The 23,282-nt window shown below is 54.2% G+C and carries 22 protein-coding genes and 1 riboswitch; of the genes, 12 read left to right on the top strand and 10 right to left on the bottom strand.

The genetic code is table 11. From position 1 onward, the window contains the following. Positions 1 to 140: 140 nt before the first annotated feature. Positions 141 to 1,532, bottom strand: a complete 1,392-nt coding sequence (gene rhlE / locus AC1MKH_RS07550) for an ATP-dependent RNA helicase RhlE (protein ID WP_015965239.1) — start codon at positions 1,530 to 1,532, stop codon at positions 141 to 143. Positions 1,533 to 1,792: 260 nt separating this feature from the next. On the opposite strand from rhlE, the gene cecR reads away from it, so the two are divergent. The 5 genes from cecR to AC1MKH_RS07525 all read left to right on the top strand — a co-directional run bounded on the left by cecR (position 1,793) and on the right by AC1MKH_RS07525 (position 7,515). Further along, complete coding sequence (gene cecR, locus AC1MKH_RS07545; protein ID WP_276218240.1) at positions 1,793 to 2,470, top strand: transcriptional regulator CecR; 678 nt, start codon at positions 1,793 to 1,795, stop codon at positions 2,468 to 2,470. Next, complete coding sequence (gene hlyD / locus AC1MKH_RS07540) at positions 2,467 to 3,459, top strand: secretion protein HlyD (protein ID WP_276218242.1); 993 nt, start codon at positions 2,467 to 2,469, stop codon at positions 3,457 to 3,459. The genes cecR and hlyD overlap by 4 nt, the downstream gene beginning before the upstream one ends. Continuing rightward, positions 3,452 to 5,191, top strand: a complete 1,740-nt coding sequence (locus tag AC1MKH_RS07535) for an ATP-binding cassette domain-containing protein (protein WP_276218243.1) — start codon at positions 3,452 to 3,454, stop codon at positions 5,189 to 5,191. Before hlyD ends, AC1MKH_RS07535 begins: the two co-directional genes overlap by 8 nt. Beyond that, entirely contained in the window at positions 5,181 to 6,314 is a 1,134-nt protein-coding gene (locus AC1MKH_RS07530) for an ABC transporter permease (RefSeq protein ID WP_276218245.1), read from the top strand. The genes AC1MKH_RS07535 and AC1MKH_RS07530 overlap by 11 nt, the downstream gene beginning before the upstream one ends. A 94-nt stretch (positions 6,315 to 6,408) precedes the next feature. Then, positions 6,409 to 7,515, top strand: a complete 1,107-nt coding sequence (locus tag AC1MKH_RS07525; protein WP_149464490.1) for an ABC transporter permease — start codon at positions 6,409 to 6,411, stop codon at positions 7,513 to 7,515. Here AC1MKH_RS07525 and AC1MKH_RS07520 read toward each other — a convergent pair. Then, entirely contained in the window at positions 7,477 to 7,893 is a 417-nt protein-coding gene (locus tag AC1MKH_RS07520; RefSeq protein WP_015965245.1) for a YbhQ family protein, read from the bottom strand. The two genes, AC1MKH_RS07525 and AC1MKH_RS07520, sit on opposite strands and share 39 nt — an antisense overlap. A 131-nt stretch (positions 7,894 to 8,024) precedes the next feature. On the opposite strand from AC1MKH_RS07520, the gene AC1MKH_RS07515 reads away from it, so the two are divergent. From AC1MKH_RS07515 to AC1MKH_RS07505, 3 genes are read left to right on the top strand one after another with little or no spacing between them, the layout of a single operon-like run. Further along, positions 8,025 to 8,786, top strand: coding sequence for an endonuclease/exonuclease/phosphatase family protein (locus AC1MKH_RS07515; protein ID WP_276218250.1), 762 nt, complete (start codon positions 8,025 to 8,027; stop codon positions 8,784 to 8,786). Further along, complete coding sequence (gene clsB, locus AC1MKH_RS07510) at positions 8,783 to 10,024, top strand: cardiolipin synthase ClsB (protein ID WP_276218253.1); 1,242 nt, start codon at positions 8,783 to 8,785, stop codon at positions 10,022 to 10,024. The genes AC1MKH_RS07515 and clsB overlap by 4 nt, the downstream gene beginning before the upstream one ends. Positions 10,025 to 10,029: 5 nt before the next feature. Continuing rightward, entirely contained in the window at positions 10,030 to 10,986 is a 957-nt protein-coding gene (locus AC1MKH_RS07505; RefSeq protein ID WP_276218255.1) for a lysylphosphatidylglycerol synthase transmembrane domain-containing protein, read from the top strand. Positions 10,987 to 11,080: 94 nt separating this feature from the next. On the opposite strand, the gene AC1MKH_RS07500 is transcribed toward AC1MKH_RS07505, so the two are convergent. The 7 genes from AC1MKH_RS07500 to moaA all read right to left on the bottom strand — a co-directional run bounded on the left by AC1MKH_RS07500 (position 11,081) and on the right by moaA (position 15,840). Next, positions 11,081 to 11,779, bottom strand: a complete 699-nt coding sequence (locus AC1MKH_RS07500) for a Bax inhibitor 1 family protein (protein ID WP_276218257.1) — start codon at positions 11,777 to 11,779, stop codon at positions 11,081 to 11,083. Positions 11,780 to 11,928: 149 nt separating this feature from the next. Beyond that, entirely contained in the window at positions 11,929 to 12,633 is a 705-nt protein-coding gene (locus AC1MKH_RS07495; protein WP_327621801.1) for a Bax inhibitor-1/YccA family protein, read from the bottom strand. A gap of 492 nt (positions 12,634 to 13,125) precedes the next feature. Continuing rightward, entirely contained in the window at positions 13,126 to 13,587 is a 462-nt protein-coding gene (gene moaE, locus AC1MKH_RS07490; protein WP_276218612.1) for a molybdopterin synthase catalytic subunit MoaE, read from the bottom strand. A gap of 2 nt (positions 13,588 to 13,589) precedes the next feature. Next, complete coding sequence (gene moaD, locus AC1MKH_RS07485) at positions 13,590 to 13,835, bottom strand: molybdopterin synthase sulfur carrier subunit (RefSeq protein WP_276218260.1); 246 nt, start codon at positions 13,833 to 13,835, stop codon at positions 13,590 to 13,592. After that, positions 13,828 to 14,313, bottom strand: a complete 486-nt coding sequence (moaC, locus tag AC1MKH_RS07480) for a cyclic pyranopterin monophosphate synthase MoaC (protein WP_015965255.1) — start codon at positions 14,311 to 14,313, stop codon at positions 13,828 to 13,830. Before moaC ends, moaD begins: the two co-directional genes overlap by 8 nt. A 3-nt stretch (positions 14,314 to 14,316) precedes the next feature. Further along, positions 14,317 to 14,829, bottom strand: a complete 513-nt coding sequence (gene moaB, locus AC1MKH_RS07475) for a molybdenum cofactor biosynthesis protein B (protein ID WP_015965256.1) — start codon at positions 14,827 to 14,829, stop codon at positions 14,317 to 14,319. Between the two features lie 21 nt (positions 14,830 to 14,850). Next, a complete protein-coding gene (gene moaA / locus AC1MKH_RS07470) occupies positions 14,851 to 15,840 on the bottom strand; it encodes a GTP 3',8-cyclase MoaA (protein WP_276218263.1) in 990 nt (329 codons plus the stop codon). Continuing rightward, positions 15,828 to 15,975, bottom strand: a riboswitch (molybdenum cofactor riboswitch). Its footprint overlaps the gene before it by 13 nt. Before the next feature lie 224 nt (positions 15,976 to 16,199). Here moaA and yvcK point away from each other — a divergent pair. The 4 genes from yvcK (at position 16,200) to pmrB (ending at position 20,641) form a co-directional block, all read left to right on the top strand. Next, a complete protein-coding gene (gene yvcK, locus AC1MKH_RS07465; protein WP_276218265.1) occupies positions 16,200 to 17,108 on the top strand; it encodes a uridine diphosphate-N-acetylglucosamine-binding protein YvcK in 909 nt (302 codons plus the stop codon). A 76-nt stretch (positions 17,109 to 17,184) separates the two neighbouring features. After that, complete coding sequence (gene eptA, locus AC1MKH_RS07460) at positions 17,185 to 18,819, top strand: phosphoethanolamine transferase EptA (RefSeq protein WP_276218267.1); 1,635 nt, start codon at positions 17,185 to 17,187, stop codon at positions 18,817 to 18,819. Between the two features lie 4 nt (positions 18,820 to 18,823). Next, the gene (gene pmrA / locus AC1MKH_RS07455) at positions 18,824 to 19,495 is read left to right on the top strand and encodes a two-component system response regulator PmrA (protein WP_231828095.1); all 672 of its coding nucleotides are present in this window, start codon (positions 18,824 to 18,826) and stop codon (positions 19,493 to 19,495) included. A gap of 3 nt (positions 19,496 to 19,498) precedes the next feature. Continuing rightward, positions 19,499 to 20,641: a two-component system sensor histidine kinase PmrB gene (gene pmrB, locus AC1MKH_RS07450; RefSeq protein ID WP_276218270.1), complete on the top strand. Its 1,143-nt coding sequence runs from the start codon at positions 19,499 to 19,501 to the stop codon at positions 20,639 to 20,641. 137 nt (positions 20,642 to 20,778) lie between these two features. Here the strand turns inward: pmrB and uvrB are convergent, their stop codons facing one another. After that, positions 20,779 to 22,800 carry an excinuclease ABC subunit UvrB gene (uvrB, locus tag AC1MKH_RS07445; protein ID WP_276218273.1) on the bottom strand — a complete coding sequence of 674 codons (2,022 nt, stop codon included), beginning with the start codon at positions 22,798 to 22,800 and terminating at the stop codon, positions 20,779 to 20,781. Positions 22,801 to 23,282 lie beyond the last annotated feature (482 nt).

Genomic DNA, 23,282 nt, shown 5'->3' with positions numbered 1-23,282 from the left:
TGAAATACTGTATAAACAGCCACTATTGTGGCACTTTCTTACGCGGGCAGCAAAAAATAAAGCCTGGCTTGCGGCCAGGCTTCAGAAATTGGCTTCAAGGCAGAGGCGCTACGCTCATCCGCCCTGCAAGGCGTGAATCGCTATTGCGCAGCAGACGGTTTACGCGGGCGGCGGCGACGCTGTTGTTCACCTGCCGGTTTGGCATCGCCAATGCGGCGAGACTGTTTCGGTTTAGCGTCAGATTTCGGCGCGCCACCTTCGCTGCGGCGTGGCTGTTGCTGACCACGGCCCTGGCTTTGGCCCTGCCCTTGCGGACGACCACCTTGCCCACGACCGCCGCCGTTGCCGCCGCGCTGCTGGCGGCCGTTCTGGATTGGTTCCGCTTTGATGGACGGATCTGGTTCGTAGCCCGGCAGTGCAATACGCGGGATCTCTTTTTTCAGCAGTTTTTCGATATCACGCAGCAGTTTGTGTTCATCAACACAAACCAGCGACAGCGCTTCACCGGTTGCCGCCGCACGGCCGGTACGGCCAATACGGTGCACGTAATCTTCCGGTACGTTTGGCAGTTCGTAGTTAACTACGTGCGGGAGTTCTTCGATGTCCAGGCCACGCGCGGCGATGTCGGTTGCCACCAGCACGCGGATATCGCCGGATTTAAAATCAGCCAGCGCACGGGTACGCGCGCCCTGCGATTTATTACCGTGAATAGCCGCACTGCGAATGCCGTCTTTATTTAGCTGTTCTGCCAGGTGGTTTGCACCGTGTTTGGTACGGGTAAAGACCAGCACCTGACGCCAGTCGCCCTGGCCAATCATCTGTGACAGCAGTTCCCGTTTACGTTTCTTATCAACGAAATGCACGTGCTGCGTCACCTGCTCGGAGGCAGTGTTGCGGCGCGCAACTTCGATTTCCAGCGGGTTATGCAGCAGCTTTTCCGCCAGCGCTTTAATGTCGTCGGAGAACGTCGCAGAGAACAGCAGGTTCTGACGCTTGGCCGGCAGTTTTGCCAGCACGCGGCGGATATCGTGGATAAAGCCCATGTCGAGCATACGGTCCGCTTCATCCAGCACCAGAATTTCGATGCCATCGAGTTTTACCGCGTTTTGATGTTCGAGGTCCAGCAGACGTCCCGGCGTTGCCACCAGCACATCGACGCCACCGCGCAGCTTCATCATCTGCGGATTGATACTCACGCCGCCAAATACCACCAGCGAACGAATGTTCAGATACTGGCTGTATTCACGCACGTTTTCGCCAATTTGCGCAGCGAGTTCACGGGTTGGCGTGAGGATCAGCGCGCGCACCGGGCGACGGCCCTTTGCATGCGGCTGAGTGGTAATCAGATGCTGCAACAGCGGCAACGTAAAGCCTGCTGTTTTACCGGTGCCGGTTTGGGCGCTGGCCATCAGGTCACGGCCCTGTAATACCGCAGGAATTGCTTGCTGCTGAATGGGGGTGGGTTCGCGATAGCCAAGCTCAACAATGGCACGCAAAATTTCAGGGCTAAGCCCCAGGGAATCAAAAGACATAATTACTCCACACCCACCCCGACCGCATGCGGTGTAGTTTTCGAGGGGATTACAAACCAGATAATGACAAAAACCACAATGTCATGAAGGGCCGGAGTGTAGCAGCTTTTGTGACCTGGCGCATAAAATATCTCGCCAGCCAGGTGGCCTGCGAGGCGGTGAATATTCTGTGTTTTCGCCGTTTTTTGCGTATGTGACTGGACAAGCTCAAAATTCGGACATAATGTTAATCAATCGATTGATTAATTTTCTGTAACGCGATGAATACGACTCCCATCACTACCAAAGGCGAACAGGCCAAAAGCCAGCTCATCGCCGCCGCACTCGCTCAGTTTGGCGAGTATGGGCTGCATGCCACCACCCGCGATATCGCGGCGCAGGCCGGGCAGAACATTGCGGCGATAACCTACTACTTCGGCTCAAAGGACGACTTATACCTCGCCTGTGCCCAGTGGATTGCTGATTTTATCGGCGAGAACTTCCGCCCGCACGTGCAGGCCGCCGAGGCGCTTTTCGCCCAGCCGGAGCCCGATAAAACCGCCATTCATGAACTGATTTTGCGTGCCTGCAAGAACATGATTCTGCTGCTGACCCAGGACGATACGGTCAACCTTAGTAAGTTTATTTCACGTGAACAGTTCTCGCCCACCGCCGCCTATCAACATATTCACGATCGGGTGATTGCGCCGATGCATACGCATCTTACGCATCTGATTGCCGCCTATACCGGGCGCGATCCGCACGACACGCAAACCATCCTGCACACGCACGCCCTGCTCGGTGAAATCCTCGCGTTCCGTCTGGGACGCGAGACCATTTTACTGCGCGCCGGATGGGCCCGTTTTGATGACGAGAAAGCGGAACAGATTTTCCAGGTGGTGAGCTGCCACATCGATTTCATTTTGCAGGGACTAACGCAAAGGAGCCTGAAACAATGAAGAAACCGGTCATTATTGCACTGGTGCTGGTGCTAATTGTTGCCGCCATTAGCGGAACCTGGTGGTATCAGAGCCGCCAGGACAACGGGCTGACGCTCTACGGCAACGTGGATATTCGCACCGTCAATATGAGTTTCCGCGTCGGTGGCCGTTTACAGTCATTAACCGTGGATGAAGGCGATGCCATTAAAGCCGGGCAAACGCTGGGACAGCTCGATAAAGCGCCCTATGAAAATGCGCTAATGCAGGCGAAAGCCAACGTCTCAACCGCCCAGGCACAATATGACCTGATGATGGCGGGTTATCGGGCTGAAGAGATTGCCCAGGCCGCCGCCGCCGTGAAACAGGCGCAGGCCGCCTATGACTACGCGCAGAACTTTTACGCGCGTCAGCAAGGATTGTGGAAAAGCCGCACGATTTCCGCCAACGATCTGGAAAATGCGCGTTCCTCGCGTGATCAGGCGCTGGCAACGCTGAAATCGACGCAGGATAAACTGAGCCAGTACCGCGCCGGGAATCGTCCGCAGGAAATTGCCCAGGCGAAAGCCAATCTTGAACAGGCGCAGGCGCAGCTGGCGCAATCGACGCTCGACTTGCACGACACCACCCTGGTGGCACCGTCGGACGGCACGTTGCTTACCCGCGCGGTAGAACCCGGCAGCATGCTCAATGCGGGCAGCACCGCCCTCACCCTTTCGCTGACGCGCCCAGTGTGGGTTCGCGCTTATGTTGACGAAAAGAATCTGAATCAGGCCCAGCCGGGACGGGAAATTTTGCTCTATACCGACGGTCGCCCGGATAAGCCGTATCACGGCAAAATCGGCTTCGTATCGCCCACCGCAGAATTTACGCCGAAAACCGTTGAGACACCGGATCTGCGTACCGACCTGGTTTATCGCCTGCGTATTATCGTCACTGATGCCGACGATACTCTACGTCAGGGTATGCCTGTCACCCTGAAATTCAGCGATGAGTCGCGCCATGAGTGAAGAGATCATCCAGCTCGACGGGCTGGTGAAACGCTTCGCCGGTATGGATAAACCCGCCGTCGCGCCGCTGAACTGTACCATCCACTCTGGTTATGTTACCGGGCTGGTGGGGCCGGACGGCGCGGGGAAAACCACCCTGATGCGTATGCTGGCGGGCCTGCTGAAGCCCGACGAAGGAACGGCTTCTGTTCTGGGGCTCGATCCTATCGAAAACGACAGCGAGCTGCACAGCATGCTGGGCTACATGCCGCAAAAATTTGGCCTGTACGAAGATTTAACGGTGATGGAGAACCTCAATCTTTATGCCGACCTGCGCAGCGTTACCGGTGACGCGCGACAGAAAACCTTCGCGCGTCTGCTGGAGTTCACCGCGCTGGGGCCGTTTACCGGGCGGCTGGCGGGGAAGCTCTCCGGCGGGATGAAGCAAAAACTGGGGCTCGCCTGTACGCTGGTGGGCGAACCGAAAGTGTTGTTGCTCGATGAACCGGGCGTGGGCGTTGACCCCATCTCGCGCCGCGAACTGTGGCAGATGGTGCACGAACTGGCGGGTGACGGGATGCTGATTTTGTGGAGCACCTCCTACCTCGATGAAGCCGAGCAATGCCGCGACGTGCTGCTGATGAACGAAGGCGAATTGCTCTATCAGGGCGAGCCGACGGCGCTCACCAAAACCATGGCCGGACGCAGTTTCCTGATGAGCAGCCCGGCGGAAAACAACCGCCGTCTGTTACAGCGCGCGCTGAAATTACCCCAGGTGAGCGATGGAATGATTCAGGGGCGCTCGGTGCGGGTGATCCTCAAAAAAGAGGCCACCGCCGACGATATTCGCCACGCACCGGAAATGCCAGAAATCGAGATTAACGAAACCACGCCACGCTTTGAGGATGCCTTTATCGACCTGCTGGGCGGTGCGGGAACCTCGGAATCGCCGCTGGGCGCCATTCTACATACGGTTGAGGGTTCGCCGGAAGAGACGGTGATTGAGGCCAAACAGCTTACCAAAAAATTCGGCGACTTTGCCGCCACCGACCACGTGGATTTTGCCGTTAAACGTGGGGAAATTTTTGGCCTGCTCGGCCCTAACGGTGCGGGTAAATCGACCACCTTTAAGATGATGTGCGGCCTGCTGGTACCCACATCGGGCAAAGCACTGGTACTGGATATGGACCTGAAAGTCAGCTCTGGTAAAGCGCGTCAGCATTTAGGTTATATGGCGCAAAAATTCTCGCTCTACGGCAACCTGACCGTGGAACAGAACCTGCGCTTTTTCTCCGGCGTCTATGGCCTGCGCGGGCGAGCGCAGAATGACAAAATCGCCCGCATGAGCGAAGCCTTCGGCCTGAAAAGCATCGCCAGCCATGCGACCGACTCTCTGCCCCTTGGCTTTAAGCAGCGTCTGGCGCTCGCCTGCTCGCTGATGCACGAACCAGATATTCTGTTCCTCGATGAACCCACCTCCGGCGTTGACCCGATAACCCGACGCGAATTCTGGTTGCACATCAACAGTATGGTGGAAAAAGGTGTGACCGTGATGGTGACGACGCACTTTATGGATGAAGCCGAGTATTGCGACCGAATTGGCCTGGTGTATCGTGGCAAACTGATTGCCAGCGGCACACCGGATGACCTGAAAGCGCAGGCCGCCGACGATGAACAACGCGACCCGACCATGGAGCAGGCCTTTATCACCTTAATCCACAACTGGGATAAGGAGCACGCCGATGCGCAATAGCACCCTTTCCTGGCGACGCGTACGTGCGCTGTGCGTGAAGGAAACGCGACAAATTATCCGCGACCCCAGCAGTTGGCTGATTGCAGTAGTCATTCCGTTGCTGCTGCTGTTTATCTTTGGCTACGGCATCAACCTCGACTCCAGCAAGCTGCGGGTAGGCATTTTGCTGGAACAGCAGAGTGAAGAGGCGCTTGATTTTACCCACGCTATGACCGGCTCGCCCTATATTGACGCCACCATCAGCGATAATCGCCAGCAATTGGTTGAGATGATGCAGGCCGGGCGTATTCGTGGCCTGGTGGTGATCCCGGTGAATTTCGACAGCCAGATGGCGCGCGACAATGAAACCGCGCCAATTCAGGTCATTACCGATGGCAGCGAGCCAAATACCGCCAACTTTGTACAAGGCTATACGCAAGGGATTTGGCAACTATGGCAGGCTCAGCGTGCGGAAGACAATGGGCAATCATTCACACCACTCATTGATGTCCAGACCCGCTACTGGTTTAATCCGGCCGCCATCAGCCAGCACTTTATCATTCCCGGTGCGGTAACCATCATCATGACGGTAATTGGGGCGATCCTCACGTCGCTGGTGGTGGCGCGAGAATGGGAGCGCGGTACGATGGAAGCGCTACTTTCAACCGAAGTGACCCGCGTTGAACTGCTGTTGTGTAAGCTGATTCCCTACTACTTCCTCGGCATGCTGGCGATGCTGCTTTGTATGCTGGTTTCGGTGTTTATTCTCGGCGTGCCCTATCGCGGCTCGCTGCTGGTACTGTTTTTCATTACCAGCCTGTTTTTACTCAGCACGCTGGGGATGGGGTTGTTAATTTCGACTATTACTCGCAACCAGTTTAACGCCGCGCAGGTGGCGCTGAACGCCGCGTTTCTGCCGTCAATTATGCTGTCCGGGTTTATTTTCCAGATAGACAGCATGCCGGCGGCAATTCGCATCGTGACCTATATCATCCCGGCCCGTTACTTCGTGAGCACGCTACAAAGCCTGTTCCTGGCCGGTAATATCCCGGTGGTGCTGGTGATTAACACCCTGTTTCTGATTGCCTCGGCGGTGATGTTTATTGGCCTGACATGGCTGAAAACGAAACGTCGACTGGATTAAACTTCGCCGGATGGCGGCTACGCCTTATCCGGCCTACACAATTACGATTCGTAGGTCGGGTGAGCGCAGCGCCACCCGACATGAGGACGACACCATGTTTTATCGTTTATGGACATTAATCCGCAAAGAGCTGCAATCGCTGCTGCGCGAGCCGCAGACGCGCGCTATTTTGATTCTGCCGGTGCTGATTCAGGTGATCCTCTTCCCCTTTGCCGCGACGCTGGAAGTGACCAACGCCACCATCGCTATCTATAACGAGGATAACGGTAAGCACGCGGTGGAGCTGACGCAACGTTTCGCCCGCGCCAAAGCGTTCACCCATATTCTGCTGCTGAAAAGCCCGCAGGAGATCCAACCGACCATCGACACTCAAAAAGCGCTGCTGCTGGTGCGCTTTCCGGCGGATTTTTCGCGTAATCTGGATACCTTCCAGCAGGCGCCCATGCAGTTGATTCTTGACGGGCGAAACTCTAACAGCGCGCAAATCGCGGCCAACTACCTGCAACAGATCGTCAAAGACTATCAGCAGGAGTTAACCGACGGCCAGGCAAAACCCAACAACAGCGAGCTGGTGGTGCGCAACTGGTATAACCCGAATCTGGACTACAAATGGTTTGTGGTGCCGTCGCTGATCGCCATGATCACCACCATCGGGGTGATGATCGTAACGTCGCTCTCCGTCGCTCGCGAGCGTGAACAGGGGACGCTGGATCAGCTACTGGTTTCACCGCTGGCGACCTGGCAGATATTCATCGGCAAAGCGGTTCCGGCGCTGATTGTGGCGACCTTCCAGGCCACTATCGTGCTGGGTATCGGCATTTGGGCGTATCAGATTCCCTTCGCCGGTTCGCTGGCGTTGTTCTACTTCACTATGATTATCTATGGGTTATCGCTGGTAGGCTTTGGGCTGCTGATTTCCTCTCTGTGCGAAACCCAGCAGCAGGCGTTTATCGGCGTGTTCGTCTTTATGATGCCGGCGATTCTGCTGTCGGGTTACGTATCGCCCGTGGAGAACATGCCGGTTTGGTTGCAGAATCTGACGTGGATTAACCCGATTCGTCACTTTACGGATATCACCAAGCAAATTTATCTGAAGGACGCGAGCTTAACGATTGTGTGGGGAAGTTTGTGGCCGCTACTGGTGATAGCGGCCACGACAGGCTCAGTGGCGTACGCGATGTTTCGCCGGAAGATCGCCTGAGTTGCGTTTTTTCTCTTTGACTAACAAAGAGACCAACGCTGGCCCGGCGAGGATCGCCAGCCCCGCAAGGGCCAGCAGGAAGTTATTGTGTAACACTCGCGACAGCAGCCATAAGGCGATAATTGCCGCGCCAAAATACCAGGTGGTGGTGAGTTCTTCGAGTACATCGCCCACATCACGCCAGCGCTGTTCACGGTGGCGCTGTAATGCCAGCATCAGAATCACCGTTACGCTGTAGAGCACACACAGGCCCAGGCCGACGCGGACTAATGCACCGCCCATCCAGCCCATAACCAGCACCGCCACAACCAGCAAATGCAACATAATCTGCCAGCAACTTAACCCTGTTGCGACACGAACGCGTTGTTGCCACTTCATGGCTTCTTCTCCTGAAGGATTTTATTTGCCTATTCAGAGTACGCCACTTTACGGAAAATTCCGTATCACCGCATCTTTTTGTGACGCCGACTACACTATTTAGTCAGGATAAAAAAAATAACGGGAGCCAAATGTCCGCGAACAGCACGCCTTTTTCGGTAAAAATACTGACAATTAACACCCATAAGGGCTTTACGGCATTTAACCGACGTTTTATTTTGCCGGAGCTTCGCGACGCCGTTCGCACCGTCGGCGCGGATATTGTTTGCCTGCAGGAAGTACTGGGGGCGCATGAAGTGCATCCGCTGCACGTCGAAAACTGGCCGGATACCAGCCACTACGAATTTCTCGCCGACACCATGTGGAGCGATTACGCCTATGGGCGAAATGCGGTCTATCCGGAAGGGCATCACGGCAACGCGGTGCTCTCACGATACCCTATCGAACATTTTGAAAATCACGATGTTTCCATCGGCGACAGCGAGAAGCGCGGATTACTCTATTGCCGAATCGCCCCCCCGCAGCTTGCTACGCCGATTCATGTGATTTGCGTGCATCTTGGCCTCGGCGAAAAACAGCGTCAGGCGCAAATTGTGATGCTGGCCGATTTTGTCAATGCGCTGCCGCAGGGCGAACCGGTGCTGGTGGCCGGTGATTTCAACGACTGGCGGCAGAAGGCTAACCATCCATTAAAAGCAAAAGCCGGGCTGGAAGAGATTTTTACCCGCGCCCGGGGCCGCCCGGCGCGCACTTTCCCGGTCAGTTTGCCGTTATTACGCCTGGATCGCATCTATGTGAAAAATGCTAACGCCAGCCAGCCAACCAAGCTTGCCCTGCGCGGCTGGCGACACCTTTCAGACCATGCGCCCCTTAGCGCGGAGATCCACCTATGAAATGCGCCTGGCGAGAAGGCAACCAGATTACCCTGCTGGAGAATGGCGACCAGTACTACCCTGCGGTTTTCAAAGCCATCGATCGTGCGCAGAGTAAAGTGATCCTTGAAACGTTTATCTGGTTTGAAGATGCAGTAGGTAAACAGCTGCATGCGGTATTACTGCGTGCTGCGAAGCGCGGCGTACAGATAGAAGCGCTGCTGGATGGCTACGGCTCCCCTGATTTGAGCGACGACTTCGTCAATGAGCTGACCGAAGCGGGCGTTATTTTCCGCTACTACGACCCCAGCCCACGCCTGCTAGGGATGCGCACCAATCTCTTTCGCCGTATGCACCGCAAAATCGTGGTGGTCGATGCCCGTATTGCCTTTATTGGCGGCATCAACTATTCCGCCGAACATATGTCCGACTATGGCCCGGAAGCCAAGCAGGATTACGCGGTACAGGTTGAAGGCCCGGTGGTACAGGACATCGTGCAGTTTGAGCTGGAGAATCTGCCCGAGAACACCCCTTTGCGCCGTTGGTGGCGCCGCCATCATCGTGCAGAAGAGAACCGCACGCCAGGCGAGGCACAAGCCCTGTTGGTGTGGCGCGACAACGACGAACACCGTACGGATATTGAACGTCACTACCTGCGGATGCTGGCGACCGCCAAACGTGAGGTGATCATCGCCAACGCCTACTTCTTCCCCGGCTATCGTCTGCTGCATGCCATGCGACGCGCGGCGCGACGCGGTGTGCGGGTGAAACTGGTGGTTCAGGGCAACCCGGATATGGCGATTGTCAAAGTGGGCGCGGTGCTGCTCTATCGCTATCTGGTGAAAAGCGGCGTGCATATCTATGAGTACCAGCGCCGCCCCTTGCACGGTAAGGTCGCCCTGATGGACGACCACTGGGCGACGGTCGGCTCCAGCAACCTCGACCCATTGAGCTTGTCGCTGAATCTTGAAGCCAATCTCATGATCCACGATCGCCAGTTTAACCAGACCTTACGCGACAATCTGAATACGCTAATCACCCGTGATTCGCAGCGCGTGGACGAAAGTATGGTGCCTAAGCGCAGCTGGTTAAATCTGGGAATTGGTGTGGTGGTGTTCCACTTCCTGCGCCATTTCCCGGCAATGGCCGGTTGGCTACCGGCGCACACACCTAAACTGGCGGAGGTCCCTCCTCCCGCGCAGCCCGCAATGGAAACGCAGGACCGCGTCGAGCCGGAGAACTCCGGAGCCCGACAATGAAATGGATGAGCAAGTCACAATGGAAGTGGACCAAACGCGCGCTCACCTGGCTATTTCTGGTTGCCGTTGCGGTGCTGCTGGTGCTTTACGCGCGAAAAATTGACTGGCACGAAGTGTGGAACGTCATCCGCGACTATAACCGTCTGGCGCTGCTGGGCGCGGTAGGCCTGGTGATATTTAACTACCTGCTGTATGGCTGCTACGACTTGCTGGCGCGCGTCTGGTGCGGGCATAAGCTGGCAAAACGCCAGGTCATGCTGGTGTCGTTTATCTGCTATGCCTTCAACCTGACGCTCAGCACCTGGGTTGGCGGCATTGGCATGCGCTATCGCCTGTACTCACGGCTTGGCCTGAAACCCGGCACCATCACCCGCATCTTTTCCCTGAGTATCTCGACCAACTGGCTGGGTTATTTATTACTGGCAGGCGTGATGTTTACCGTGGGGGCAATCGACCTGCCGGCACACTGGTACATCAACGATACGACTCTTCGACTGCTCGGCGCGGCGCTATTGGCGACGGTGCTGATTTATCTGGGATTTTGCGCATTCGCCAAAAAACGCCAGTATTCCGTTAAAGGTCAAACGCTGGTGCTGCCCACCTGGAAGTTCGCCCTCGCCCAGATGGCGATTTCCGGCCTGAACTGGATGGCGATGGGCGCAACCATCTGGCTGCTGATGGGTCAGGCCGTTGATTATTTCTTCGTCCTCGGCGTGCTGCTGGTAAGCAGCGTGGTGGCGGTGATTGTGCATATTCCGGCGGGGATCGGCGTGCTGGAAGCGGTCTTTGTCGCGCTACTGGCCAGTGAAGAAATCTCTTCCGGAACAATAATTGCGGCGCTGCTGGTGTGGCGCGTGCTGTATTACTTTATTCCGCTGCTGCTGGCGCTGGTGTGTTATCTGGGGCTGGAGAGCCAGGCGAAAAGGATTCGGGAGAGGAATGAGGAGAAGGCTGGAGGGTGAGAAACTTCCAGATCTATTCGCATTGCAATTCTTACCGACTGTTGTCATCGCCAGGTCATTTAATGATGACATTATTTTCACCATACCCACATCCCTACACCGAACTAAACAACGCCTCAAGCAAGAACATCACAGCCTGGCAGAAAAGACTCAGCGCACTTAAATAGGTAATGACACTGCCCAACACCATACAGCGAGACATTGTAGAAAATTCGGCAGCGAACAATTTACGCGAGAGTTCACTTAACACATCGCATTTATAACCAACCGCCAGGGGCCAGACCAGTACAGCCAGAATACTCATGATCCATACAGAGAAATAGCTGCCCAGCAAACTGTTAATTATGACGGCGAGAATAGACCCGCTTATCGCCATCAGCAATATCAACCATCGGGAGCCAGGATTCCACCCCAGAAACAGGCTCATCAATGCATTAAGCGCAAACATGACGCTGACAATGCCAAATACAGTGGCAATCCCCTGAATAGAAAAGAACATCGATAACGTCGTGCCCACCAAAACAATCAGCACCACGCCAATCGCACTTGTGAGAAACGTACTGAATTTATCCCTCCTGGAATCAACCCAGAAGGAAATCAGCACGATAAGCACAAGATTGAACATACACATTCCTGATCGACTGCCGAGGTTTTGTACACCAGAGATAATCGCCAGCCACGCCACAACAGGCGTCAACCCCGTCATAATCGCGTTCGAAAACCAGATGCGAATCATCATATTTGATGGCGCAGCGCGAACCTGATTGAGTCGTATAGATGAGAACGTGTTCATGTGCCAGCGATCCTTTAGAAGACATCCTTGTTATCAGGCATAATCTGGCAGCCACAACGCTGCGTTGTTGGCTAATTCGTGCGTAATTCCCCTTTATAAATTCCGAAAAAAATCCCGGAACCAGTCCGGGATTTTTGCGTGATTGTCCGTTAACGGCGGTTGCCAAATATCCGCAGCAGCATCAGGAACAGGTTGATGAAATCGAGATACAGCGTTAACGCGCCGAGGATGGCGGTTTTACGCAGGCTTGAAGTATCACGCACATCGATTTGTTCGCCGATATTTTTCAACTTCTGTGTGTCATACGCGGTCAGGCCGACGAACACCACCACACCGATATAGGTCACCGCCCACATCAGCGCGGTGCTTTTCAGCCAGAAGTTAACCACCGACGCCAGAATGATGCCGATCAGCGCCATAAACAGCATATTTCCCAAGCCGCTGAGGTCGCGTTTGGTGGTGTAGCCGTACAGGCTCATGATGCCGAACATCCCGCCGCTCACCACAAAGGTACTGGCGATGGAGGAGTAGGTATAAACGATAAAAATACTGGAAAGCGTTAACCCGGTGAGCGCCGAATAGAGCATAAACAGCGTGGTGGCGACACCTGCACTCAGACGCTGCACCATACCTGATAGCACAAAGACCAGCGCCAGTTGCGCAATAATCAGGCCGAAGAAAGTGATTTTGCTGGAGAAGACAAACATCATCACCGCAGGGGTATTCGCCGCATACCATGCGATAAACGCCGTCAGCAGCAATCCGCAGGTCATCCAGCCATACACTTGCGCCATATACGTTTGCAGCCCGGAACGGGACTGTACGATTGAATCAGAACGAGGGAATCGGTCCATGAGAAGCTCCTGATGATATAAGGAATACCTCAAGGATATCGCAAATGTTGCGGGTGTGCATCGACGGAGAGTAAACGTATGTGTTGTGTCATCCGGCATTGTGCGGGTGAAACCGCCGGGTGGCGGCTACGCCTTACCCGGCCTACGAGTCTGGTGTTGTAGGCCTGATAAGCGAAGCGCCATCAGGCATTATGCAGACGAAACCGTCGAATTTGGTGTTGTAGGTCTGATAAGCGCAGCGCCATCAGGCATTATGCAGACGGAACCATCGAATTTAGTGTCGTAGGCCTGATAAGCGAAGCGCCATCAGGCATTGTGCAGACGAAACCGTCCGGCTTGGTGTTGTAGGCCTGATAAGCGCAGCGCCATCAGGCATTATGCAGACGAAACCGTCGGGTCTGGTGTCGTAGGCCTGATAAGCGAAATGCCACCAGGCATTGTGCAGACGGAACCATCAAATTTGGTATTGTAGGTCTGATAAGCGCAGCGCCATCAGGCGCTATGCCAGCGCCCTGCCGCTTGCTTATCGCTGTCGCGGGCTTCCACCCAACGGTCGCCTTGCGGTGTGGCTTCTCGTTTCCAGAACGGCGCACGTGTTTTCAGGTAGTCCATGATGAACTCGGTGGCTTCAAAACCGCTGCTGCGGTGCGCGCTGGTAACGCCGACGAAAACAATTTCGTCGCCCGGCCAGAGTTCGCCGATGCGGTGAATGACCGTGACGCGCCCCAGCGGCCAGCGGCCGCGCGCTTCCTCAACGATCTCCGCCAGCGCTTTTTCGGTCATGCCCGGGTAATGCTCCAGGGTCAGCGCTTTTACGCTATCGCCAAGGTTGTGGTTCCGCACCTTGCCGGTAAACGTCACCACTGCGCCATCTTCATCACGTTCGGCAAGCCAGACATATTCGTCGCCCACGTTAAACGTTTCGTGGCCGACGCGAATACGCGTTTCGCTCATCATCAACCTCCTGTTACCGGCGGGAAAAATGCCACTTCATCGCCATCAGCAACGGGCGTATCAAAACTGACCAGCGTCTGATTGACCGCCGCCAGCAGTTTGCCCTCTTCCAGCGCCAGCGCCCAGCGCCCTTCCTGAGCCGCAAGATGCTGACGAATAGCGTCTACCGTGGCGAACTCCGCCGGAAGCTGCAACGCGTCCGTGCCGACCAGTTCGCGCACCTGCGCAAAAAACAGAACCTTAATCATCGCTATCCACCCTGAAATCGCCCGATTTGCCGCCGCTTTTCGCCAGCAGGCGCACCGGGCCAATGACCATATCTTTTTGCACCGCTTTGCACATATCGTAAATCGTCAGCGCCGCCACCGACGCCGCCGTTAACGCTTCCATCTCCACGCCGGTTTTCCCGGTCAGACGACACAGCGTTTCAATACGCACGCGGTTATGCTCAGGCTCGGCCTGAAGATTCACTTCCACTTTGCTGAGCATCAGCGGATGACAGAGCGGGATCAGGTCCCAGGTGCGCTTAGCGGCCTGAATCCCTGCGATACGGGCGGTGGCGAACACGTCGCCTTTGTGATGGCTACCGTCGATAATCATCGATAACGTTTCCGGCAGCATGGTGACGAACGCTTCCGCGCGGGCTTCGCGCACGGTTTCAGCCTTGGCGGACACATCCACCATATGGGCTTCGCCCGCCGCATTGATATGGGTCAGTTGCGACATCGTTTATTTCTTCAGATGAGGGTAGAAGTTACAAGGACGGGTGCGGGAATCGAGCTGCGCCGCAATAATATTTTCCCACGCGGTACGACACGCTTTGGTCGAGCCCGGCATGGCGAAAATCAGTGTCCGGTTAGCCATCCCGGCAATGGCGCGGGATTGCAGCGTGGCGGTGCCAATCTCTTCAAAAGAGAGCATGCGGAACACTTCGCCGAAACCTTCGATTTCACGATCGAACAGCGGAAGCAGCGCTTCCGGCGCCTGGTCGCCATCGGTCAGGCCGGTGCCGCCGGTGATTAACACCACCTGCACGTCATCGCGCGCGATCCACTCGGAGACCTTTGCGCGAATGGCGTAGCGATTCTCTTTCACAATCGCTTTATCGACAACCGTGTGGCCCGCCTCCTGCGCGGAATCACGCAGATAATGGCCGGAGGTATCATCCTCTTCGCCGCGACGGCTGGAAATAGTAAGAATAGCGATACGGGTTGGGAAAAATTCAGTGCTCGCCTGACTCATTTAACACTCCTTGAAAACGAATTATCCACCAATCCAGGACAGGTTCTGGGTGATCCCGGTGTTGCCCTGGTGCAGGAAGTGGGTCTGCTTCTTATGGGTTAACGCTTCTGCAATGCGTGCTTCGAGGTCCTGCTGCTGGGCATCTGCCGCTAACAGGTCGCGAAGGTCTACACCGCCGTCGCCGAAAAGGCATAAATGCAGTTTTCCCACGGAAGAGACGCGCAGACGGTTACAGGTGGCGCAAAAATCTTTTTCATACGGCATGATTAAGCCGATTTCCCCTTCGTAATCGGGGTGACAAAAGACCTGCGCCGGGCCGTCGCTGCGCTGTCGGATCTGATGTATCCAGCCGCGTTTGAGCAGTTGGTCGCGCAGCACCATCCCGGAGATATGGTGTTTGCGGAACAAATCGCTGCCGTCGCCGGTTTCCATCAGTTCGATAAATCGGAGTTGAATGCGGCGCGGTTTGATCCACGCCAGAAAGGTGTCGAGCTGGTGATGGTTTACATCGCGCATCAGCACGGTGTTGACCTTCACCTTTTCAAAGCCCGCGCTGAAGGCGGCGTCGATGCCGTCCATCACCTGGCGGAATTTGTCCTGACCGGTAATCGCATGAAACTGACGCGCGTCGAGGCTATCGACGCTGACGTTCAGCGCCGTAAGGCCCGCTTCCCGCCAGGCGGCAACATCACGCGCCATGCGGTAACCGTTGGTGGTCACGGCAATCTGTTTGATGGCCGCGTTTTCTCTTACTGCTGCGATGATGTCAACAAAGTCGCGACGCAGGCTCGGCTCGCCGCCGGTGAGACGCACTTTTTCCGTACCCAGTGCGGAAAAGGCGCGGGTAACCCGCCGCACTTCATCCAGCGACAAAAAGCCATTGTTGGTGACTTCGCCCGGCTTGTAGCCGTTGGGCAGACAGTAGGTACAACGGAAGTTGCATACATCGGTTATCGACAAACGCAGATAATAGAATCTGCGCGCGAACGCATCAGTCAGTTGTGAAGCCATAGACACCTTTCCAAATACGGGAGGCGAGGTCATTTCTTCCTTCGCCCTGGTGATGTTCTGTAAAGCCTGGAGCATCACGGCCAAAACGCCTTATCTTTCGACTTAGGCACAGAGGCTAGAGTGTTTTTCAGCCATGTTGCTGAAAGGGATATGCCGATAGTAGCGCGAGATGGACGACTTCGCCATTTTCGCTTTCGCTATATAAAATGATATATAGCGACCTGATCGTGCACTTTCCCTACAGAATACGCATAAATCACGCTTTTGCATTGATATACGTCATTTTGCCTGGGGTGCGGCATCGTCTTTTGGGAGTAGTTACGCTAATGTAAGCAGATGTACCAACATAAGGAAGTTGTATGCGCAATCGCACTCTGGCCGATCTCGATCGCGTCGTCGCCCTTGGGGGTGGACATGGATTGGGACGAGTGATGTCCTCACTCTCCTCCCTCGGCTCTCGTTTAACCGGTATTGTCACCACCACTGATAACGGTGGCTCAACCGGACGTATTCGCCGCTCTGAAGGCGGCATCGCCTGGGGCGATATGCGAAACTGCATCAACCAGTTGATCACCGAACCCAGCGTAGCATCTGCCATGTTTGAGTACCGTTTTGGCGGCAATGGCGAACTTTCCGGTCATAACCTCGGAAATCTGATGTTAAAGGCGCTGGACCACCTGAGTGTGCGGCCTTTAGAGGCGATCAATTTAATAAGAAATCTACTGAAAGTAGAGGCATCACTTATTCCAATGTCTGAACAACCGGTCGATTTAATGGCTATCGACCAGGAAGGCCATGAAGTCTATGGGGAAGTGAATATTGATCAACTGCCGTTGCCGCCGCAGGAGCTGATGCTTTCGCCTTCAGTTAGTGCGACGCGTGAAGCGGTGCAGGCGATTGGCGAAGCGGATCTCATCCTGATTGGCCCCGGCAGTTTTTATACCAGCCTGCTGCCCGCATTATTGTTGAGCGATGTGGCTCAGGCGCTGCGTCGTACGCCTGCGCCAATGGTCTATATCGGTAACTTAGGCCGTGAGCTCAGTCCGGCGGCAGCCAGCCTTACGCTTGCGAAAAAACTCGACATTCTGGAACATTACGTCGGGAAACCGGTAATTGATGCGGTGGTCGTTGGGCCGAAAGTCGATACCACTGATATTGGCGATCGTGTCGTCATTCAGGAACCGCTGGAAGCCAGCGATATTCGCTATCGTCACGATCGTCAGCTATTGCGCGACGCGCTGGAAAAAGCGATTCAGGCATTAGGTTAGCTTTCCTTAAAATCTTAAGGTTGTCTTAAAAATTCCCCGGCAACATAGCGAACATCATTTATCCCGGAAGATCGCTATGTTGCGCTATTTACGCTATCGCCCCACCGTTAGCCGCTTAACTTATATTCTGCTTTTTGCGCTCTATATTGCGCTGGCGCTGAATGTTGCTTTTTATCGCCAGGCCTGGACCCTTTTACCCGTAAATACCGTCCATAACACGCTGGTCTTCTTCACGATGCCGCTGGTCGCCTTTTCGGTGATGGTGATTTGCCTTGCGCTGGCCTCCTTCCTGCGACTGGAAAAAGTGCTGACGACGCTGTTTATTTTACTCAGCGCATCGGCGCAATATTTCATTATGACCTTCGGCGTGATTATCGACCGGTCGATGATTACCAATATTCTCGATACCACTCCGGCGGAAAGTTATGCCCTGATGTCGGGCAAGATGATTCTTACACTGCTTTTTACCGCAGCGCTTTTCGTCGCCCTTGCGTGGTGGATAAAAATAAAACCGGCAACACGGAAATGGCGTGAGGTCGGGTTGCGAGCCGCTTCGGTGCTGGCTTCTGTTTTACTAATTGTGATTGTCGCGGCCTTCTTTTATAAAGATTACGCCTCACTGTTCCGCAACAATAAAGAGCTGGTGAAGTCATTAAATCCTTCCAACAGCATCACCGCAATCAACTCCTGGTACGCCCATAATAAAATGGATAACCTACCGCTGGTGCGCATTGGCGAAGATGCAAAACAGAAAGAAGCGATGAAAAACGGGCCGCGAAAAAACCTGACCATTCTTATTGTCGGCGAAACATCGCGCGGTGAAGATTTCTCGCTCGGGGGTTATTCGCGCGAAACTAACCCACGGCTTGCACAGGACAACGTGGTTTATTTCCCGAAAACGACCTCTTGCGGTACCGCCACTGCCGTTTCAGTTCCCTGCATGTTTTCCAATATGCCGCGCGCCCATTATGACGAGCAACTGGCACATCATGAGGAAGGCCTGCTGGATATCGTGCAGCGCGCAGGTATACAGGTACAGTGGAATGAAAATGACGGTGGATGCAAAGGCGCATGCGACCGTGTACCGCATCAGAACATGAACGTGCTGAACCTGCCAGGCCAGTGTATTGACGGCGAATGTTATGATGAAGTGCTATTTCACGACCTGGACAACTATATTGATAAATTAAACGGCGATGGGCTGATTGTGTTACACACCATTGGCAGCCATGGCCCAACCTATTACAACCGTTATCCAAAGGAATTTCGTAAATTCACGCCAACCTGCGACACCAACGAAATTCAGTCCTGCTCTCAGGAGCAACTGGTAAACACGTACGATAACACCGTGCTGTACGTTGATTATATCGTCGATAAAGCGATTAAATTACTGCAATCCAAACAGGATAAGTTCACCACCAGCCTGGTTTATCTGTCAGACCACGGAGAATCACTGGGTGAAAACGGCATTTACCTGCACGGGCTGCCCTATTCCATTGCGCCGGATACCCAAAAACATGTCCCGATGCTGCTGTGGCTGTCCGACGATTATCAGAAACGTTATGGCGTGAATTACGACTGTCTGAAAAAAGAATCGACACAAAATGAATATTCTCAGGATAATCTCTTCTCTACGATGTTGGGTATACTGGGCGTAGAGACCACTGAATATCGCGCGACTGATGACATACTCAAGACGTGCAGAGGATAATGAAATGAAAATTTTAGTCGTGGAAGATGACGCGCTGTTATTACAGGGCTTAATTCTGGCGATGCAAAGTGAAGGTTACGCCTGCGATGGCGTAACCACCGCGCGTCAGGCTGAGCTTAGCCTGCAATCCGGGCTCTATAGTTTGATCGTGCTGGATTTAGGCCTGCCAGACGAAGATGGATTGCATTTTCTCTCACGTATTCGTCAGGAAAAATGCAGCCTTCCGGTGTTGATTCTGACTGCCCGAGACACCCTGGACGATCGTATCAGCGGCCTGGACACCGGTGCGGACGATTACCTGGTGAAACCCTTTGCCCTGGAAGAGCTTAACGCCCGAATCCGCGCGCTGTTGCGTCGTCATTATAATCAGGGCGAAAACGAAATCACGGTGGCGAACTTACGGCTTAACACAACGCGTCGTCAGGTCTGGCTGGATGAACAACCGCTGGAACTGACGCCAAAAGAGTTTGCCCTGCTCTCGCGTCTGATGCAGAAAGCCGGGAGCCCGGTACATCGCGAAATTCTCTACAACGATATTTACAACTGGGATAACGAGCCGTCGACCAATACGCTGGAAGTGCATATTCACAACCTGCGCGATAAAGTGGGTAAATCACGTATTCGCACAGTCAGAGGCTTTGGCTACCAGCTGGAAAACAGCGAGGTGACAGATTAACTTATGCCTCTTTCCGCAATCCGAAAATGGCCGATGCGCCACCAGCTTTTACTGACCGTCGGTATCATTCTGGTGGTTTTTCAGGTTATCAGCGTTTTCTGGCTCTGGCATGAAAGCAAGGAGCAGATAGACCTCGAGGTTGCCAGCATCCTGAAGGGCCACAACAACGCCAAACATATTCAGCACGAGGTTCGCGAAGCGGTTGCCAGTTTGCTGGTGCCAAGCCTGGTGATTATCGGCCTGGCGCTGTTTGTGTGTATGAAGGCGGTAAAACGCATCACCCGCCCGCTGTCTGACCTGCAAAAAGAGCTCGATGCGCGTACTCCGGATAATCTGCAACCTATCCATCTGGAAAGAACCGTTCTGGAAGTGGATGCCGTGACATCGGCCATCAACCAACTGGTGGCGCGTTTGACGCAAACACTCGATCGCGAACGATTATTCACCGCCGATGTGGCCCATGAACTCCGCACCCCTCTGGCGGGTTTACGCTTACATCTGGAACTCATTGAAAAAGCACATGCCATTAACGTTGGACCGCTGATTCAGCGTCTGGATCAAATGACTAACAGCGTAGCCCAGCTACTGCAACTCGCGCGTGTGGGCCAGTCATTTTCTGCCGGTAGCTACCAGCGCGTTGAGTTAATGGCGGATGTCATTTTGCCGCTGAAGGATGAGCTGGAATCGATGCTGAAAGGGCGCGAACAAACGCTGGTGATAAGCGAAAACGTCCACGATATCGCGGTTGCCGGCGATGCCACGTTGATAAAGGTGATGGTGCGTAACCTGGTCGAAAACGCGTACCGTTACAGCCCAACCCATTCATCCATTACGCTTTCGGCTGCTGCATCTCCCACACCGATGTTGATTGTCGAGGATGAAGGTCCTGGCATCGATGAATCTAAAGTGGGCGAACTGAGCCAGGCATTTGTACGAATGGACAGCCGCTATGGCGGAATTGGGCTGGGGTTAAGTATTGTCACGCGAATTGCGCAACTGCACGAAGCGGCGTTTTATTTGCAAAATCGGGAAGAGAGAAGCGGCACGCGGGCATGGATTGCATTCACGCCCGCGAACCTGAAACCGAAGTTAGAAAGTCAAAATCCAGTGGCAGAGAAAACCGACGACAATCAGGCCGGAAAATAACAGAGTCAGAGATTGCTGAACATTTAGATTAGACATGGAACTATCCTCTTGTTGATGAGGAAATTATCCATGTTGGATATTAAGCGAACATTAAGGCTGGCATTTACTCGTGTGATGCCAGCCTCAATTTTTTGCGGTTATGACGCCGCGATAAACAATTCACGTAGTTGATGAAGTTTATCGCGGATCTCGGCGGCTTCTTCAAACTCCAGATTCTGCGCATGCTGCAACATTTGCGCCTCCAGCGACTGAATTTGCTGCTGCAATGCTTTCGGCGTCAGTACCTGATCCGCTTCCACAATTTGCGCGCTGCCACGAGACTTACCGCGACCTTTGCCTTTCGTTTTCGCAAGCCCCTCACCCAGCGCCAGAATATCGACCACTTTCTTGTTCAGACCCTGCGGAACAATGCCGTGCTCTTCGTTGTAGCGCTGCTGCTTCTCGCGACGACGTTCGGTTTCACCAATAGCCTTCGCCATTGATGGCGTGATTTTATCGCCGTACAGAATCGCCTTACCGTTGATGTTACGCGCAGCACGACCGATGGTCTGGATAAGCGAACGCTCGGAACGCAGAAAGCCCTCTTTATCGGCATCCAGAATCGCCACCAGCGACACTTCTGGCATATCGAGACCTTCTCGCAGCAGGTTGATGCCCACCAGCACATCGAACTCGCCAAGACGCAGATCGCGAATGATTTCCATACGTTCGACGGTATCGATGTCCGAGTGCAAATAGCGCACCCGCTCACCGTGCTCTTCAAGATACTCGGTGAGATCTTCCGCCATCCGCTTGGTCAGCGTCGTGACCAGTACGCGCTCGTTAATGGCGGAGCGCAGGCGAATTTCTGACAGCAGATCATCGACCTGGGTCGCGACCGGACGCACTTCAATGACCGGATCAAGCAGACCAGTAGGACGCACCACCTGATCGATAACTTCGTCGCCGGATTTCTCAAGCTCGTAGTTACCCGGCGTCGCAGACACGTAAATCGTTTGCGGCGCGAGGGCTTCAAATTCTTCAAACTTTAGCGGGCGGTTATCAAGGGCCGACGGCAGACGGAAACCGTACTCCACCAGCGTCTCTTTACGCGCCCGGTCGCCGCGATACATGCCGCCAATTTGCGGGATGGTCACGTGGGATTCATCGATGACCAGCAGGCCGTCCGCCGGAAGGTAGTCAAACAACGTTGGCGGTGGCTCGCCCGGCCCACGCCCAGAGAGGTAGCGCGAGTAGTTTTCAATGCCCGAGCAGTAGCCCAGTTCATTCATCATTTCGAGGTCAAACTGCGTGCGCTGACTTAACCGCTGCTCTTCGAGCAGTTTGTTGTTTTCCAGCAGCACCTTACGACGCTCAACCAGTTCGTCTTTGATCTCTTCCATTGCCTGCACGATGCGCTCACGCGGGGTAACGTAGTGCGTTTTTGGATAGACCGTGAAGCGCTGGATAGTAGATTCAACATGGCCGGTCAGCGGGTCAAACAGTGACAGGCGTTCGACCTCTTCATCAAACAGTTCAACGCGAAGCGCAAGGTCGTCTGATTCTGCCGGGAAGATGTCGATGACTTCGCCACGTACACGGAAGGTACCGCGCTGGAATGCCTGATCGTTGCGCGCGTATTGCAGCTCGGCCAGACGGCGCAGAATGGCGCGCTGGTCGATAATCATGCCGACCGTCAAATGCAGCATCATTTTGAGGTAGAGATCCGGGTCGCCCAACCCGTAAATTGCCGACACGGAAGCCACCACGATGACATCGCGGCGCTCAAGCAAGGCTTTGGTCGCCGACAAACGCATCTGTTCAATGTGTTCGTTTACCGAGGCATCTTTCTCGATAAAGGTATCTGAACTGGGAACGTAGGCTTCCGGCTGATAGTAATCGTAGTAGGAGACGAAAAACTCAACGGCGTTTTCGGGGAAAAACTCTTTCATCTCACCATAAAGCTGCGCCGCCAGCGTTTTGTTTGGCGCAAGCACCATCGTTGGGCGCTGGAGATCGGCAATGACGTTGGCCACGGTGAAGGTTTTCCCCGAGCCGGTTACCCCCAATAGCGTTTGATGCGCGAGACCATCTTCCAGCCCTTCTTTCAGGCGCGCGATGGCATCAGGCTGGTCGCCAGAGGGTTGAAAGGCCGAATGTAATTTGAACGGTTTACTCATGAACAAAGCTACCTGGTGGCGGGTTGATCGGGCAGGTGATTAATTCTACTCCCCGGCGCTAAATTTGCCAACAAAAAACACTGGATATAAAAACAGTAGCGCATTATGGTATTACTGTTACGCCGTCCTGAATCCATGCGTAGCGACTGAAATTTGCGCTCTGGCAGGATAAAAAAACGCCCTGAGGAGGTTATCCCCAGAACTTTTTCTGTTTTAACATTTGTCAATATGTGTCATTAAACTTTTATGTCAGTGAGTCGCGCGCCAACCTCTGCCATTGCTTTTATTCATCTTACTGATAATAAAAGGAAAGATTGAAAAGCCGCGTTTCGCATCAATTTACTGGCAAGCCGCGTATTCTCTCGCCTTCCGCAGGTTTTCTAACTCTAATACACAAGGTTATCCACAGGAATAGTGGATAAGTGTCTGGAGCCCCTATCCCCTGTCACTCGGGCGTTTTCGCCGATCGACCCAAAAGCGGC

The organism is Pseudocitrobacter sp. CD920760, assembly GCF_057782505.1.
The sequence above is the reverse complement of the archived record's forward strand: the minus strand, read 5'-3'. Positions and strand labels throughout refer to the sequence as shown.

Coding starts and splice junctions, on each gene's coding strand:
- rhlE (WP_015965239.1), bottom strand. CDS start 1,532: ATGTCTTTTGATTCCCTGGGGCTTAGCCCTGAAATTTTGCGTGCCATT.
- cecR (WP_276218240.1), top strand. CDS start 1,793: ATGAATACGACTCCCATCACTACCAAAGGCGAACAGGCCAAAAGCCAG.
- hlyD (WP_276218242.1), top strand. CDS start 2,467: ATGAAGAAACCGGTCATTATTGCACTGGTGCTGGTGCTAATTGTTGCC.
- AC1MKH_RS07535 (WP_276218243.1), top strand. CDS start 3,452: ATGAGTGAAGAGATCATCCAGCTCGACGGGCTGGTGAAACGCTTCGCC.
- AC1MKH_RS07530 (WP_276218245.1), top strand. CDS start 5,181: ATGCGCAATAGCACCCTTTCCTGGCGACGCGTACGTGCGCTGTGCGTG.
- AC1MKH_RS07525 (WP_149464490.1), top strand. CDS start 6,409: ATGTTTTATCGTTTATGGACATTAATCCGCAAAGAGCTGCAATCGCTG.
- AC1MKH_RS07520 (WP_015965245.1), bottom strand. CDS start 7,893: ATGAAGTGGCAACAACGCGTTCGTGTCGCAACAGGGTTAAGTTGCTGG.
- AC1MKH_RS07515 (WP_276218250.1), top strand. CDS start 8,025: ATGTCCGCGAACAGCACGCCTTTTTCGGTAAAAATACTGACAATTAAC.
- clsB (WP_276218253.1), top strand. CDS start 8,783: ATGAAATGCGCCTGGCGAGAAGGCAACCAGATTACCCTGCTGGAGAAT.
- AC1MKH_RS07505 (WP_276218255.1), top strand. CDS start 10,030: ATGAGCAAGTCACAATGGAAGTGGACCAAACGCGCGCTCACCTGGCTA.
- AC1MKH_RS07500 (WP_276218257.1), bottom strand. CDS start 11,779: ATGAACACGTTCTCATCTATACGACTCAATCAGGTTCGCGCTGCGCCA.
- AC1MKH_RS07495 (WP_327621801.1), bottom strand. CDS start 12,633: ATGGACCGATTCCCTCGTTCTGATTCAATCGTACAGTCCCGTTCCGGG.
- moaE (WP_276218612.1), bottom strand. CDS start 13,587: ATGAGCGAAACGCGTATTCGCGTCGGCCACGAAACGTTTAACGTGGGC.
- moaD (WP_276218260.1), bottom strand. CDS start 13,835: ATGATTAAGGTTCTGTTTTTTGCGCAGGTGCGCGAACTGGTCGGCACG.
- moaC (WP_015965255.1), bottom strand. CDS start 14,313: ATGTCGCAACTGACCCATATCAATGCGGCGGGCGAAGCCCATATGGTG.
- moaB (WP_015965256.1), bottom strand. CDS start 14,829: ATGAGTCAGGCGAGCACTGAATTTTTCCCAACCCGTATCGCTATTCTT.
- moaA (WP_276218263.1), bottom strand. CDS start 15,840: ATGGCTTCACAACTGACTGATGCGTTCGCGCGCAGATTCTATTATCTG.
- yvcK (WP_276218265.1), top strand. CDS start 16,200: ATGCGCAATCGCACTCTGGCCGATCTCGATCGCGTCGTCGCCCTTGGG.
- eptA (WP_276218267.1), top strand. CDS start 17,185: ATGTTGCGCTATTTACGCTATCGCCCCACCGTTAGCCGCTTAACTTAT.
- pmrA (WP_231828095.1), top strand. CDS start 18,824: ATGAAAATTTTAGTCGTGGAAGATGACGCGCTGTTATTACAGGGCTTA.
- pmrB (WP_276218270.1), top strand. CDS start 19,499: ATGCCTCTTTCCGCAATCCGAAAATGGCCGATGCGCCACCAGCTTTTA.
- uvrB (WP_276218273.1), bottom strand. CDS start 22,800: ATGAGTAAACCGTTCAAATTACATTCGGCCTTTCAACCCTCTGGCGAC.